This window comes from Streptomyces sp. NPDC054783 (genome assembly GCF_053611725.1).
This window is the reverse complement of the sequence record NZ_JBSHAY010000001.1, coordinates 692641-705324: the sequence shown is the minus strand read 5'-3', so window position 1 is coordinate 705324 and position 12684 is coordinate 692641. Positions and strand designations below refer to the sequence as shown.

The following is a 12684-nucleotide window of genomic DNA, read 5'->3' as shown; positions in this document are numbered from 1 at the left end:
AGCACAATGCCCGCATGATCGAAGGCATCCGCACCGACAACGCCCCCTTCGTCCGCTTCCCCGATGGCACCGAGCCGCCCCTGTCTCAGGCCATCAAGGTCGGCGACCTGGTGTTCACGTCCGGCCAGGGCCCGCTCCACCCCGTCACGCACGAGATACCGGACGACTTCTCCGCACAGGTCCGCCAGGTTCTGCACAACCTCGTTGCGGTCGTCACCGCCGCGGGCAGCAGGAAGGACCTGATCGTCCGGTGCACCTGCTACCTCGCGGACAGGGCCGACTTCGGGACCTTCAACAAGGTGTACCGCGAGTTCTTCGCGGACTGCCCGCGGTTTCCGGCCCGGACGACGGTCGTCACGCACCTCGTGCGCGACGGCGTGCGCGTCGAGATCGACGGTGTGGCCGCCGTGGTTCGGTAGTCCCGGTCACGGTCTGCGGGTGGAACGCTGGTTCGTTCACGAGACGACCCCCAGCTGGCGCATCTGTGAGAAGACGTCGACCACGCCCCAGATCTCAGCGATCCGGCCGCCCTCGAAACGGAAGATGAAGATCTCCCCGTAGGTGACGGACCTGCCGGTCGGCGGCATCCCCCGGTACTCGCCCCGGTGGGTCCCGGTCACCGTGTTCCTGGCCACGACCCTGTCCCCCTCGGCGATCACATCCTCGACCGTGACGTACAGGTCAGGGAACGCGCGGAAGAGCACCGTCCACACCTGCTTGAGCGCCTCCACCCCCGTCATGCCCATCGGCACCGGTGCGTGGAACAGAACGTCCGGCGCCACGAGTTCGTCGATCGCCTTCGAGACGATCTCCGGATCTCTGGTGGCCACAGCGTCATGAAGACGCGCTGCCGTCGCCTTGTTACGGGTTTCCTCATCGGTTGACATACGACTTCCCCTCAGGCCGGTACGGACGTGCGGGGCGGACATCCACACCGGGGCTCCTCCGCCGCCGCAACTGACTGCACACATATGACGAACCAGCCCGCCAGGATGTGACACGCCCGAGCGTGACCCGCCTACGCACGCGTGCTGGCCACACGGGCAGGCGACGGCGGCGTCGATCCATGCCCACCGCGGCCGGGACCGCCCTGTACGACGAAGTCACGTCCTGCGCATCGCCGACCTCGACGACCGCACATGGCTCCGGTTTCCCGACGGCACCGCCCCCCTCTGGCGCGCCTGTTGGAACGGCACCGAGCCCATCGAGCCGCTGTGCGAAGGCCTCGGCGGCATGTCGGTGAATCGGACGGCGCGGACGACGCGGACATCGACTGACACGGCGCGTAACCTCTGGGCGGTGACAGTCACTTACGTGCTGGACGGCACGCAGATCGGGTCCATGGAAGACTTCTGGCGAGTCATCGGCGAAGCCGTGAACGGTCCAGGCGGCTACTTCGGCAGCAACCTCGACGCCTTCGCCGACTGCCTCAGCGGTGGCTTCGGCACCCCGGACGACGATGACTTCGTGGTGGAGTGGCGAGACCATCAGGTGTCCAGGGAGCATCTCGGCCACGCGGAGACGGCCCGCCAGTTGGAGATCCGGTTGGCGCGCTGCCACCCCACCAACCGGGCACTTGTGAGTGCCGAACTGGCCGCGGCCCGTAGCGGGCACGGAGCGACCGTCTTCGACTGGCTGACCGAGATCTTCGAGGACCGGGCACCGGGCGCTCTGCGCCTGCGGTGAGGGCTTCGGGAACCCGCTGAGCGGATATTCCGTTGAGTGTCCCGGGAACGGACCATAGAGTCACCGGCATGTCTCTGCGCCTTCACATGCGTCAAGCCCTGCGAGAAGCGATGCGTGCCCGCGACAAGGTCGCGGTGAGCGCCCTGCGTTCCACGCTTGCGGCGGTGGACAACGCCGAGGCGGTACCGGTCGGCCCGGCCGAGCTGCGCGGCTCGGCCATCGAGCAGGTGCCGCTCGGTGTCGGCGCCACCGAGGCTGCCCGGCGTGAGCTGAGCGAACAGCACATCACCGACATCGTGCGCGCCGAGGCCGACGAACGGCTCGCGATCGCAGCGCAGTTCACGGCGCCCGCGCAGGCCGACCGGGCAGCGCAGCTCCGCGCGGAGGCCGCCGTACTGCTCCGGCTCCTCGGCTGACCTGGCACCACGAAGCGAGCACTCGGCGGCCCCGGTCCCGGGACCGCCGAGCATCGGCAAGCCGTTCAGGCGGTCGCCGCAGAAGCCGCCGCCCGCAGCGGGGCGAGTGCCCGCGCCCATGCCAGCAGCTCGTCGACCAGGCCGTGCACCTCGGGCACGTGCAGCTCCTGCGGACGGAAGTCGGTGAAGTTCACGAAGTCCTCGCGCAGCGACAGCGCCACCTGCGGTCCGATGTCCGCCATGCGCAGCACGCCCGCCTGGGCGCGCAGCTTCTGCACCGCCATGACCGCGCCGAAGATGCCGTAGCCCACGTAACCGACCGGCTTGCCGCCCCACTCCTCGTGGAGGTAGTCGATGGCGTTGGTCAGGGCGGCCGGAGGGACGGTGTTGTACTCGGGAGTGACGACGACGAAGGCGTCGTACGAACCGATCCGCTCGGCCCATCGCCTGGTGTGCGGTCGTCCGCCCGGCGCCATACGCGCCGGGACGGCCTCGTCGAGCAGCGGCAGCGCGTAGTCCTTCAGGTCGACGAGCTCGAAGTCGGCCGCGTCGCCCGCGTGTTCGGCGGCGAGGTCCCGTACCCACTCGGCCACCCGGTCGCCCCTGCGGCCGGGTCGGGTGCTGGCGATGATGATGCCGATCCTGGTCATGTCCGGTTCTCCCGCTCTGCTTCCAGTACGAACTTGCGTGTGGTGGCCGGGTCCGTCGGTTCCGGGCCGGCCATGTTCCGGCGGGCCAGCTGTGCTTCGCGCAGCAGGGCCCAGGCATCCGCGACGGGGCCCATGTGGCCGAGTTTGTCGGGATTGCTGACCGTGCGGATCGCCTGGATCCGCCCGTCGAGGATGTCGAGAGTCCAGATGTTGACCACCTTGCCGTCGCGGTCGCGGAAGACCGCCCCCGGCCGGCCGTTGACCTGGCGTGGCTCCAGGGTGCCGCCGATGCCGAGGAACGGCAAAAGGAGCTGGTCGAGCATCTGGCACATCTGGTCGATGCCGTGGATTCCCCCGGCCCACTGCGGGGCCTTGCCGCCGCTGTCCGCAGCCATCTGTACGTCGGCGGCGAGGAGTTGCCGCAGCCCGTCCACATCGCCGTCCTTCAAGGCGCCGAAGAACCGTTCCGCGAGCTCTTCGCGTTCCTTCCGGTCGGCCTCGAAGCGCGGCCTGCCCGCGTCCATGTGGCGGCGGGCGCGTACGGCGAGCTGGCGGCAGGCCGCCTCGGAGCGTCCCACGGCGGCGGCGATGTCGGGGAAGGCGAAGGCGAACACCTCCCGCAGTACGAACACGGCCCGTTCGAGCGGACTGAGCCGCTCCAGCAGGAGCAGGGACGCCATGGACAGCGAGTCGGCCAGTTCCGCCGCGTGCTCGGGGTCCTGGTAGGGGTCGGTGAGCAGCGGCTCGGGGAACCACGGTCCGACGTACTCCTCGCGCCGCACACGGGCCGAGCGCAGGACGTCGATCGAGATGTTCGTGACCGTGGCCGACAGAAAGGCCCTGGTCGACGTCGGCCGGGTCGCGGAGAGGTCGTAGCGCAGCCAGGTCTCCTGAACCGCGTCCTCGGCCTCGGCCACGCTGCCGAGGATGCGGTAGGCGATCGAGAACAGCAGGGGCCGCAGCTCCTCGAATTCCTCGACCCGGCTCATGTCAGGGCCTCCTTGAAGCCCTGGCGCCACGAGGGATAGCGCAGTTGCCAGCCGAGTTCGCGCTTGGCCTTGGCGTTGGAGAAGCCACGGCCCTCGGTCATCATCGTCACCACGACCTGCCCGGCCAGCAGCCGGGCCAGCCACTTCGGCACCCGCATCGGGGGCTTGGCACCCGCGCACGCCGCCAGATACGGCAACCAGGCGCTCTCCGGAGCGGGTTCGTCGTCGACGATGTTGAAGGCGCCCCTCGCCCGCTGCTCCACGGCGAGCACGGTGGCGCTCGCCGCGTCGTCGAGATGCACCCACGAGGCGTATCCGGTGCCGTCCCCGACCAGCGGGAACTGCCGTTTGCGGACGAGCACGAGCTGGTCGTCGGTGGCGCCGGGCCCGTAGAACCCGCCGTAGCGCAGGATCGCTCCGCCTGTTCTGCCGACCGCGTCCTCGACGTGACGCAGCGCGGCCATCGCCGCGTACGCGGGCGTCCCCTCGTGCAGGTCCAGCGGGTCCTCCTCGGTCTTCACCCACCCGCCCTCGCGGATTCCGTTCCAGTTGGCGTAGCCCTGGGCCACGAAGTGCGGTACGCCGGTCGCCTCGGCCGCCGCCAGCAGGTGGTCGGTTCCCTCGGTGCGCAGCCTGATGGTGGGCGCGGCCCACCGGTCGAAGTGCTTCAGGTCGGGTTTGCCGGCGTGCGCGGGGCCTATCCCGGTCATCTGGTGCACGATCACGTCCGGCCGGGCGGCCGCCACCGCCTCACCGACGGACACCGCGTCCAGTCCGTCCATGACGACGGCTTCCGCGCCCAGCTTCTCCACCAGGGCGAGCTTGGCCGCGCTCGTCGTCGTGGCCGTCACCTGGTGCCCCCTGGCCAGGAGCTGCGGCACCAGCCGCCGCCCGAGCACCCCGGTTCCGCCCGCCACGAACACCCGCATGACCATCACCTTCCTGATCCCAAGTCGTTCTCCGGGATCTGGGACGAGACAGCCCGGCCGTCTGTGACATGGGCGAGCCGATCTCCGGAGCCGAGTGCGTCGCCGGCCGGGGAGCGCGGATCCACCGGGTGTACGGCGCCGAGTCCGTGGTGGGTGGGCTCGGGAGAGTCGGGCAGCCACCGGCCTGCGAAGCGGTCGGCGCTGCCGAGGGCCGGATCGTCGGCGGCCAGGGCCAAGGCGCAGTGCCGGGACAGGGCCTGCCCCAGGGCGTGTTCGGCGTCTTCGGCGTCTTCGGCGTCTTCGATGTCGCCGAGGCAGACCGGTACGGTGGCCGGCGCGGCGGTCGGACGTGAGGTCTCCACGGCGAGGTCGCCCCAGCCCAGGGCGAGCAGCGCGGAGTACTGGTCGAGGGCGTCGCGCGCGGCATCCGCCGCTCGGCCGTCATGCCGTCCAGCGCCCGTGCGATGGCCACACGCTGAGTGCTCTGGTGCGAGCCGCCGACAGCGCGTACGTGCCCGGCGACCGGGCCAGGGCGGCGTGCGCCGCCTCCTGCGCGCGCAGGGCCCGCTCCTGGGCGCCCGGCGTACCCAGAGCGCGAGGGCCGCGCCGCGCGCTGCCGGCGCTTCCCGCGGCCGACCGGTGCGGCGCAGCCACACGGCTCGGGCGCGGTCAGGATCTCCAGCGCCTCGGTGCGGCAGCGCTCGCCCACCTGCGGGCGTCGGCGCGGGTCTCCCGCGTTCGGGCCGCCTGAGCGTTCCTCAGCCGCTTCTCTCTGTGGTGCCCCCAGGGTACGGCGCCCTGAACTGCACTGCGCCTTGCGGCTACTTCAGGATGTTGACCGCCCGGGCGACCACGAGGACGACGGTCACCAGGGACACCGACGACTGCAGCATCATCAGCATCTTGGACCAGCGGGACAGCGGCATGACGTCGGTCGGGCTGAAGGCGGTGGCGTTGGTGAAGGAGAGGTAGAGGTAGTCCAGGAACGCCGGTTCCCAGTCCGGCGGCGCCAGCTCCGGGCTCTGCATCTGGACGAAGAGGAAGTCGGGGAACTGGTGCTGTCCCCGGACCCGGGCCATGGGTCCGCCCCGGTCCCACTCCCAGTACCACAGGGCGAACACGATGACGTTCGTCACCCAGATGACGCCACCGGTCAGCAGGAGCGGGACGGCGTTCTCTCCCCCTTTGCCGCTCACCAGGTCCTCTACGAGCCGGACCGCCGCCCAGCCGTTGGCCAGGCTGATGACGCAGGTCAGGGCCAGGCCCAGGTACCGCAGCAGGCGGGTGTGGGGCTCCACGCGCCGGGGGTTGGCCGCGATCAGTCCGGCCAGCAGCAGCAACTCCAGCGCGGGCAGAGCCCACACCGTGCGGAGGAGGATGAGTCGGTGCGGCAGGATCAGCTGCAGGGCCACGGCCGCGAGGATCACCGCCGTCACCGTCCAGCGCGGCTCACCACGGGTCGCCCGGCGCCAGGCGGGGACCAGTTCCCGTTCGCCGCTCTCCAGCAACTGCTCGATCCTGGCCAGTCTGCTCCGGGCGTCAGCCATGTCGTCGTTCATGACGGGGATTGTCCCGGCCCGGTGTGTGTCGGCGGGAACCGGGACTCCTGTGAGGCGGTCGTGCGTGTTGTCGGACGGCAGCACTTCGACGGAGTCGCACGGTGGCGCGCCGAACCAGCCGCCGGCGGTATGCCGGTCGGCGCCGCCTCGGCCCGAGCGGGGGGCCGGCTGCCGAAGCGGACCGCTGCCGTCCCGCGGCGGCCTCAGACGATCCGCTCCTCCCCTGCCGGTCGGGCCACGCCGGGCCGGCGCGGGCCCGCGGGCAGCAGGGTGCGGCCGTGTGTGTCGTTGATGACGGTCGCCGCCGCGGCGTACCAGGCGGCGAGTCCCGTGAGGATGCCGAACCATCCGCCCACCTGCGTCATGGCGTGGGGCTGCGCGCCGGTCTGGAAGGCGCCGATGGCCAGGAAGAGGTAGGTGAGCGTGAGCAGTGCCAGCACCGCCAGCACGGCGAGGCTGACCCGCAGCGCGGCGACGGCCATGAACGCGGTGAAGATCATCCAGCCGAGCAGGAACAGACCGAGCGCGTTGTGCGTGTCACCGGCGAACGCCAGTCGCGGGACGATCCACCAGTAGGACAGCCAGAAGGCGGCGTACGAGCAGAACATCGTCGCACCGAACGTATTGCCGCGGCGGAACTCGAACAAGCCCGCGACGAACTGGGCGAGGCCGCCGTAGAACGCGGCAAGACCCAGCAACGGCACGATGGCGCCGGCCTCCTTCAGCAGGTTGGTGTTGATGATCGAGAGCATCAGCGTGGTCAGCGCGAAGCCGGCCAGGCCCAGCGCGGCAGGATCGCCCCATACCGCCGGGCGCGCGTTCTCCGCGGATGGCTGCTCGGGGTGGAGGCTCCTCGTGTCCTCGTTCATGACCGGCACATCCCTTCGACCAGAGCCGCCTGCGCCTACCTTACAGAAAGTACCCATTTGTCGTATTTGGTAGACGTACCAGAGCGGTCCAGCCCCGGCCGGCAGCAGCCGTCAGGGCTCGCGGTGCTCGTGGGCCGCCTGCTCCAGCGCCTCCGCCTCGGCCTGGGCGATGCGTGTCTCGGCAGCCACGTCGATCGAGCGGGTCAGCCACCGGTACAGCAGCGCGGCGACCGGAAGGCCGATGAACAACGAGATGTCGGCTCCGTCCAGCGCCTTGGCGGCGGGACCCACGTACAGGGTGCCGACGGAGAAGAACGGGATCATGACGGCGAAGCCGACCACGTAGGAGATGATGCCGTGCCAGCCCCAACGGCCGTAGATGCCACGCGGGTTGAAGATCTCCGCGATCGCGTAGTGACCGCGGCGCACCACGTAGTAGTCCATCAGGTTCACCGCGGTCCACGGGATGAACAGGTAGAGGACCAGCAGCAGGAAGTTGTTGAAGTTCTCGAGGAAGTTGGAGGTCGCGGCCAGTGCGCCGACCAGGGAGAGAGCCGCGGTCAGACCGATGGTCAGCAGGCGTACGCCCAGTGTCGGCCGCACCCGCTTGAACGAGTCGATGCCGCTGATGAGGGTCAGCGAACCGCCGTACATGTTCAGCGCGGTGACGGACACCAGGCCCAGCGCGGCGAAGAGCAGCACGACCGCGCCGAAGCCGTCGAACACCTTGTCTCCGGCGGCGTTGATCGACTTGATCGTCTCGAAGTCCTTGCCGGCCCAGGCGGCGAGCAGCGTGCCGAGGACCATCAGCCAGATGCCGCCGAGCGCGGAGCCGAAGTACGTCCAGTAGAAGGTCTTGCGGACCGTCACGTCCGGCGGGAGGTAGCGCGAGTAGTCGGACACGTAGATGGCCCAGCTGATCTGGTAGCCGGCGACCACGCCGAACTGCGCCAGGAACGGCGTCCACTTGAAGGCGCCGAGGTCGAAGGAGCCCGCCGGATAGTGCAGCGTGACGAGCACGCCCACGGTGAAGATCCCGAAGACGACCAGGAAGGTGTACGTCAGGACTCTCTCGGCCTTGTGGATGATGTCGTAGCCCACCAGCGCGATCACGAGCGCGACGACGGTGACCACGACCACCCACAGTTTGACGCTGCCGTGCAGGGTGGTGTGCAGGGAGTCGGCGGCGAGGATGCTGTTGAAGACGTTGAATCCCGCGTACTGCACATAGGCGAAGAGCCACACCAGGAGGGCGCCGACGTAACCGAACTGGGGCCGCGACTGGATCATCTGGGGCAGGCCCAGCTGGGGTCCCTGTGCCGAGTGGAAGGCCATGAAGAAGGTGCCGATGACGGTGCCGGCGACGATGGCCAGCAGGGACCAGATCAGGTTGCCGCCCTCGGTGATGCTGATGAGCCCCACGGCCAGGGTCGCGATCTGGGCGTTGGACATGAACCAGAGCGGGCCCAGGTGCCAGAGCTTGCCGTGCCGCTCGTCCAGGGGGACGTAGTCGATGGACCGGACCTCGAGGCCGGACACCCTTGGCTCAGCTGATGTGCTCACGACGCCTCCCCGGCGGCCGGTCTGCCTGTGGGACACATTGTGATCCGACGGGGACGCGGTGACGAGTGCTGCGACATGGCCAGTAAGGGCCGCGAGCGGCAGCGGAGCGAGCCCGGCACGCCGCGTTCGGCGCACTGCCGTCGGTGCGGTCACCCTGCGCGACGACTGGTCACGATCGGTACGTCCATCGTCCCGATCCGTGACACATGTCAGGTCCGGTGCAGGGCGTCCGAGAGGCGGACGAAGCGGTGGCCCCTGGCCAGCAGGTGCGGGACGGCGCTTGCGATGCCCCGTGCGGTGCCGCGCTCGGGGTGGTTCATGTGGCACAGGACGATGGAACCGGCCCGGGCCGAGGCGACGGTGGTGTGCACCTGCTCGGCGGTGAAGGTGGCGCCGCCGTCACCGTTGACGGAGAAGCTGACGAAGCGTTCTGCGAGGTCGGTCACGATGCGGGCCGCGATGTCGTCGCAGTACGCGGTGCCGGACCGGAAGAAGCGCGGCGGGGCGCCCAGCAGGCGGGCCAGCTTGGCCCGGTTGCCGGCGATCTCGTCGTACACCTCGCCCGCTCCTTCGGTACCGGGAATGCCGTAGGCGGAGCGACCGGTGACGGACAGCGGGCGGTGCCGGGTGCCGTGGTTGGCGATCTCGAACAGCGGGTCGCCGGCCAACCGGTGGAACACCGCCGGGTTGGCGTCGATCCAGCGGGAATTGATGAACAGCGTCGCGGGGATGTGCCGTGCGCGGAGAAAGTCGATGAGCGCCCGGTCATAGCCGCTGCCGCCCGGACCGCCGCACGCGTCGAAGGTCAGCGCGATGTCGCGGGTCGTGCGCGGCAGGGAGTGCACCACGCCCGGGGCGTCGAAGCCCCAGGTGTGCGGCTTGCTGCGCCCGTAGCGGGCCACGATCTCCGCGCGGGTGACGGGCGGCCGCGTGGTGGCGGCCGTGGCCGAGGGGGTCGTGCCGGGGGTGGGCGGGGGTGCCGCGCCCGAGTCCGCTCCGGCCGGGCCGGAGGAGGGGGTGACGGAGGCGCCGCCGCCGTTCTCCGGGCCCGCGCAACCGGCGAGCAGCCCTCCCGCCATGGCGGCCAGCACCGCACGGCGACCAGCCGCCATCCGTTCCCCCACACCTGATCGAAGGCTGCCGCGGTCGACAGCCGCCCACGTCGGCAACCGTACGCAGCGGACCGTCCGCGGCCGTGAAGACGGCGGTAAGAGATCATCCAGAATCGGGCGCGAGCCGAGGCACGGTGGCACCGCCTGCCGTTCCCGGCTGGGACCGGTACGGCGTGGAGCGGCGTGCAGGCGGGGGCGCAGACGGTTCGCGGCGCCGCACGGCGGAGGACGCCCCGTCGGAGGGGGACACCCGGTGCGGGCCGGCCCTGCGCGGGGCAGGACCGGGCACATGTCCTCCCGTCGACGCCGGTCAGCCCTGGCGTGCCTTGAAGCGGGGGTTCTTCTTGTTCACGACGAAGACCACCCCGCGGCGGCGCACCAGCTGGGCGCCCGGCTTGGACTTCAGTGAGCGCAGGGACTTGCGCACCTTCATGGCTGGATTCTCCTCGTACTCAGGAACACAGGGCGGTCAGCCGCGGGACGTGGCAGGACGGCCGTAGCGGCGGTGGAAGCGTTCGATGCGGCCGGCGGCGTCGACGACCCGCGCCTTGCCGGTGTAGAAGGGGTGGCTCGCCGACGAGATCTCCACGTCGACCAGCGGGTAGGTGGTGCCGTCCTCCCAGACGACGGTCTTCGACGCGGTGGCGGTCGAACGGGTCAGGAAGAGGGCGTCGGCGGCCCGGTCGCGGAAGACGACGGGCCGGGATGCGGGATGGATGCCTGGCCTCATGGGTGTGCCTCCTGGTGGCCGTCGGCCCGAGAGGGCGGCGGCGTGGTTCAGCGTTCCTCGCGGAAGGTGACGTGCCGGCCGGCGACCGGGTCGTACTTGCGCAGGACGAGCCGGTCGGGGTCGCTCAGACGGTTCTTGCGCGTCACGTAGGTGACGCCGGTACCCGCCGTCGACTTCAGCCTGACGACGGGACGCACGGTGCTGCGTGCCATGAGAATCTCCCTTCACCCGCACCCCGGGATTGGCCAGGGCATGTCAGCGGACTCGATGAGGTGAACCGCGCAGGGGCCGCAGGCATTCCCGCCGCTCACGGTGTGCGGTGGCGGGCCCTCTCGCGGGACTCCGCGAGCATGTCGTCGGAGCCGGCTGTCACACGTCCCGCCCTCTGACGACGAGCACGGCGACGACGACCGCGATCAACGGCCACAGCCCGTACACCGTCCAGGAACCGGGGACCGTGGCGCTGAACATGCGGGAGCCGGGCTCCGGTGCCCAGTTCTGGACCAGGCGCTGCCAGGCGGCGACGACCATGGAGTGGTTGACGTCGGCGGACCACCGCTTGCTCTGCGAGAAGACGGTGGGCAGCATCAGCAGCGTGAAGGCGCAGGTGGCCATGGTGGCGGCGCTGTGCCGGATCAGCACGCCCAGGCCGAGCCCGATCAGTGCGCAGACGGGGGCCAGCAGCGCGGAGGCCACGAGTGCCCGCGGCACTCCGGGATGCGTGATCGACACGCCCGCGTGACGTGCGTCCAGGATGGCCTGGGAGACGAGGAAGGAGCCGGTGGCGACGACTGTGCCGACGGCCGTCCACAGCGCGGCCACGACGGTCGCCTTGGCCAGGATCACCGAGCCGCGGGCGGGGACGGCCACGGTGGTGGTGCGGATCAGGCCGCTGCTGTACTCGCTGACGACCGTGATGGCGCCGACGCTGCCGGCGACGAGCATCAGCGTCATGTAGCCGGGCTGTGGACAGGCGTCGAAGGGCCGGAAGTCGGCGGGGCCGCGCGGGGTCGTACGGGCGGCCGCCAGGTTGTGGGAGTCCGCGAGCGCCGCCACGACGGCGGAACCGACCACGAACAGGCCGGCGAGTGCGATCGTCCACCAAGTGGAGCGCAGGGACCGCGTCTTGATCCACTCGGCGGCGATCAGGTCACGGAAACGGGCGGGCGAGGGGCTGGTGAGGGTGGTCATCGGTGCTGTCCTGCCAGGTATTCGACGCTGTCGGCGGTGAGTTCCATGAACGCCTCCTCCAGTGAGGCCGTTCGCGTGGTCAGCTCGGTCAGCGGGATCCGCTGTTCCAGGGCGAGCGCTCCGATCCGGTCCGCCGGCAAGCCGGTCACGGCGAGTCTCCCGGCGCCCGCCGGGCCCTGCGGCGCGATCGACGCTCCGGCGGCGGTCAGGACGGCCGCCAGTTCCGTGGCCCGCGGGCTGCCCACCACCACGCCGCGGTGGGTGCCGCGGGCCGCGAACTCCTCCAGCGACTCGGCGGCGATCAGCCGGCCCCGGCCGATGACGACGAGCTGGTCGGCGGTGTTCTCCATCTCCGACATCAGGTGGCTGGAGAGGAAGACCGTACGTCCCTCGGCGGCCAGTCGGCGGAAGAGGCGCCGCACCCAGAGAACGCCTTCGGGGTCCATGCCGTTGATCGGCTCGTCGAACATCAGCACCGGTGGATCGCCGAGCAAGGCGGCGGCGATACCGAGCCGTTGCTTCATGCCGAGCGAGAAACCGCCGATTCGCCGTCTCGCGGCCTCGGCCAGCCCGACCTCCTGGAGCACCTCCTCGACCCGCCGCGGCGCGATGCCGTTGCTTCGGGCCAGTGCGGACAGGTGGGCTGCCGCGCTGCGTCCGCCGTGCACCTGGCCGGCGTCCAGGAGTGCGCCGACGTGCCGCAGGCCACGCGGGTGGCTGCGGAAGTCGGACTCGCCGACCGTGGCGGAGCCGCCGGTGGGTTCGTCGAGGCCGAGGATCATCCTCAGGGTGGTGGTCTTGCCGGCTCCGTTGGGGCCGAGGAAGCCGGTGACCTGTCCCGGCCGCACGGTGAAGGTCAGGCGCTCCACAGCCGTCTTGTCGCCGTAGCGCTTGGTGAGTTCGTTGACTTCGATCACGGCGACAACGGTGCCCGGAGGCGCCCTGTGCGGGCATGGGGCCGTGGGCGGCAGACGCGCGCACCGGATTGGC

General features: G+C 70.5%; 17 protein-coding genes. 3 read left to right on the top strand and 14 right to left on the bottom strand.

From position 1 onward, the window contains the following. The first annotated feature begins 14 nt into the window (after positions 1–14). Positions 15–419: a RidA family protein gene (locus ACWGJ5_RS03265; RefSeq protein WP_453308064.1), complete on the top strand. Its 405-nt coding sequence runs from the start codon at positions 15–17 to the stop codon at positions 417–419. 36 nt (positions 420–455) lie between these two features. On the opposite strand, the gene ACWGJ5_RS03260 is transcribed toward ACWGJ5_RS03265, so the two are convergent. Continuing rightward, the gene (locus tag ACWGJ5_RS03260; protein ID WP_453308063.1) at positions 456–887 is read right to left on the bottom strand and encodes an ester cyclase; all 432 of its coding nucleotides are present in this window, start codon (positions 885–887) and stop codon (positions 456–458) included. A gap of 412 nt (positions 888–1299) precedes the next feature. On the opposite strand from ACWGJ5_RS03260, the gene ACWGJ5_RS03255 reads away from it, so the two are divergent. Together ACWGJ5_RS03255 and ACWGJ5_RS03250 are read left to right on the top strand one after the other, a co-directional pair. Then, positions 1300–1686 carry a barstar family protein gene (locus tag ACWGJ5_RS03255; protein WP_453308062.1) on the top strand — a complete coding sequence of 129 codons (387 nt, stop codon included), beginning with the start codon at positions 1300–1302 and terminating at the stop codon, positions 1684–1686. A gap of 110 nt (positions 1687–1796) precedes the next feature. Then, positions 1797–2102, top strand: coding sequence for a GatB/YqeY domain-containing protein (locus ACWGJ5_RS03250; RefSeq protein ID WP_385308977.1), 306 nt, complete (start codon positions 1797–1799; stop codon positions 2100–2102). 65 nt (positions 2103–2167) lie between these two features. On the opposite strand, the gene ACWGJ5_RS03245 is transcribed toward ACWGJ5_RS03250, so the two are convergent. From ACWGJ5_RS03245 to ACWGJ5_RS03185, 13 genes are all read right to left on the bottom strand, one after another. Further along, positions 2168–2752 carry an NADPH-dependent FMN reductase gene (locus ACWGJ5_RS03245; RefSeq protein ID WP_453308061.1) on the bottom strand — a complete coding sequence of 195 codons (585 nt, stop codon included), beginning with the start codon at positions 2750–2752 and terminating at the stop codon, positions 2168–2170. Next, on the bottom strand, positions 2749–3741 hold the full coding sequence (locus tag ACWGJ5_RS03240) for an RNA polymerase sigma-70 factor (RefSeq protein ID WP_453308060.1): 993 nt from the start codon (positions 3739–3741) through the stop codon (positions 2749–2751). Before ACWGJ5_RS03240 ends, ACWGJ5_RS03245 begins: the two co-directional genes overlap by 4 nt. Further along, positions 3738–4676: an NAD-dependent epimerase/dehydratase family protein gene (locus tag ACWGJ5_RS03235; protein ID WP_453308059.1), complete on the bottom strand. Its 939-nt coding sequence runs from the start codon at positions 4674–4676 to the stop codon at positions 3738–3740. The genes ACWGJ5_RS03240 and ACWGJ5_RS03235 overlap by 4 nt, the downstream gene beginning before the upstream one ends. Beyond that, entirely contained in the window at positions 4676–5032 is a 357-nt protein-coding gene (locus ACWGJ5_RS03230; RefSeq protein ID WP_453308058.1) for a hypothetical protein, read from the bottom strand. The genes ACWGJ5_RS03235 and ACWGJ5_RS03230 overlap by 1 nt, the downstream gene beginning before the upstream one ends. Before the next feature lie 459 nt (positions 5033–5491). Continuing rightward, positions 5492–6229, bottom strand: a complete 738-nt coding sequence (locus tag ACWGJ5_RS03225; protein WP_453308057.1) for a hypothetical protein — start codon at positions 6227–6229, stop codon at positions 5492–5494. A gap of 203 nt (positions 6230–6432) precedes the next feature. Continuing rightward, a complete protein-coding gene (locus ACWGJ5_RS03220; protein WP_453308056.1) occupies positions 6433–7098 on the bottom strand; it encodes an acetate uptake transporter in 666 nt (221 codons plus the stop codon). 111 nt (positions 7099–7209) lie between these two features. Then, a complete protein-coding gene (locus ACWGJ5_RS03215) occupies positions 7210–8661 on the bottom strand; it encodes a purine-cytosine permease family protein (RefSeq protein ID WP_453308055.1) in 1452 nt (483 codons plus the stop codon). Between the two features lie 209 nt (positions 8662–8870). Then, a complete protein-coding gene (locus ACWGJ5_RS03210; protein WP_453308054.1) occupies positions 8871–9773 on the bottom strand; it encodes a polysaccharide deacetylase family protein in 903 nt (300 codons plus the stop codon). A 310-nt stretch (positions 9774–10083) separates the two neighbouring features. After that, entirely contained in the window at positions 10084–10206 is a 123-nt protein-coding gene (ykgO, locus tag ACWGJ5_RS03205; protein WP_153537567.1) for a type B 50S ribosomal protein L36, read from the bottom strand. A 36-nt stretch (positions 10207–10242) separates the two neighbouring features. Further along, entirely contained in the window at positions 10243–10503 is a 261-nt protein-coding gene (locus ACWGJ5_RS03200) for a type B 50S ribosomal protein L31 (RefSeq protein ID WP_453308053.1), read from the bottom strand. 47 nt (positions 10504–10550) lie between these two features. After that, entirely contained in the window at positions 10551–10715 is a 165-nt protein-coding gene (rpmG, locus tag ACWGJ5_RS03195; RefSeq protein WP_153537563.1) for a 50S ribosomal protein L33, read from the bottom strand. A 157-nt stretch (positions 10716–10872) separates the two neighbouring features. After that, positions 10873–11694, bottom strand: coding sequence for an ABC transporter permease (locus ACWGJ5_RS03190; RefSeq protein ID WP_453308052.1), 822 nt, complete (start codon positions 11692–11694; stop codon positions 10873–10875). Further along, complete coding sequence (locus tag ACWGJ5_RS03185) at positions 11691–12611, bottom strand: ABC transporter ATP-binding protein (protein WP_453308051.1); 921 nt, start codon at positions 12609–12611, stop codon at positions 11691–11693. The genes ACWGJ5_RS03190 and ACWGJ5_RS03185 overlap by 4 nt, the downstream gene beginning before the upstream one ends. Positions 12612–12684: the final 73 nt, after the last annotated feature.

Coding starts and splice junctions, on each gene's coding strand:
- ACWGJ5_RS03235 (WP_453308059.1), bottom strand. CDS start 4,676: ATGGTCATGCGGGTGTTCGTGGCGGGCGGAACCGGGGTGCTCGGGCGG.
- ACWGJ5_RS03225 (WP_453308057.1), bottom strand. CDS start 6,229: ATGAACGACGACATGGCTGACGCCCGGAGCAGACTGGCCAGGATCGAG.
- ACWGJ5_RS03245 (WP_453308061.1), bottom strand. CDS start 2,752: ATGACCAGGATCGGCATCATCATCGCCAGCACCCGACCCGGCCGCAGG.
- rpmG (WP_153537563.1), bottom strand. CDS start 10,715: ATGGCACGCAGCACCGTGCGTCCCGTCGTCAGGCTGAAGTCGACGGCG.
- ACWGJ5_RS03220 (WP_453308056.1), bottom strand. CDS start 7,098: ATGAACGAGGACACGAGGAGCCTCCACCCCGAGCAGCCATCCGCGGAG.
- ACWGJ5_RS03200 (WP_453308053.1), bottom strand. CDS start 10,503: ATGAGGCCAGGCATCCATCCCGCATCCCGGCCCGTCGTCTTCCGCGAC.
- ykgO (WP_153537567.1), bottom strand. CDS start 10,206: ATGAAGGTGCGCAAGTCCCTGCGCTCACTGAAGTCCAAGCCGGGCGCC.
- ACWGJ5_RS03250 (WP_385308977.1), top strand. CDS start 1,797: ATGCGTGCCCGCGACAAGGTCGCGGTGAGCGCCCTGCGTTCCACGCTT.
- ACWGJ5_RS03190 (WP_453308052.1), bottom strand. CDS start 11,694: ATGACCACCCTCACCAGCCCCTCGCCCGCCCGTTTCCGTGACCTGATC.
- ACWGJ5_RS03260 (WP_453308063.1), bottom strand. CDS start 887: ATGTCAACCGATGAGGAAACCCGTAACAAGGCGACGGCAGCGCGTCTT.
- ACWGJ5_RS03265 (WP_453308064.1), top strand. CDS start 15: ATGATCGAAGGCATCCGCACCGACAACGCCCCCTTCGTCCGCTTCCCC.
- ACWGJ5_RS03210 (WP_453308054.1), bottom strand. CDS start 9,773: ATGGCGGCTGGTCGCCGTGCGGTGCTGGCCGCCATGGCGGGAGGGCTG.
- ACWGJ5_RS03240 (WP_453308060.1), bottom strand. CDS start 3,741: ATGAGCCGGGTCGAGGAATTCGAGGAGCTGCGGCCCCTGCTGTTCTCG.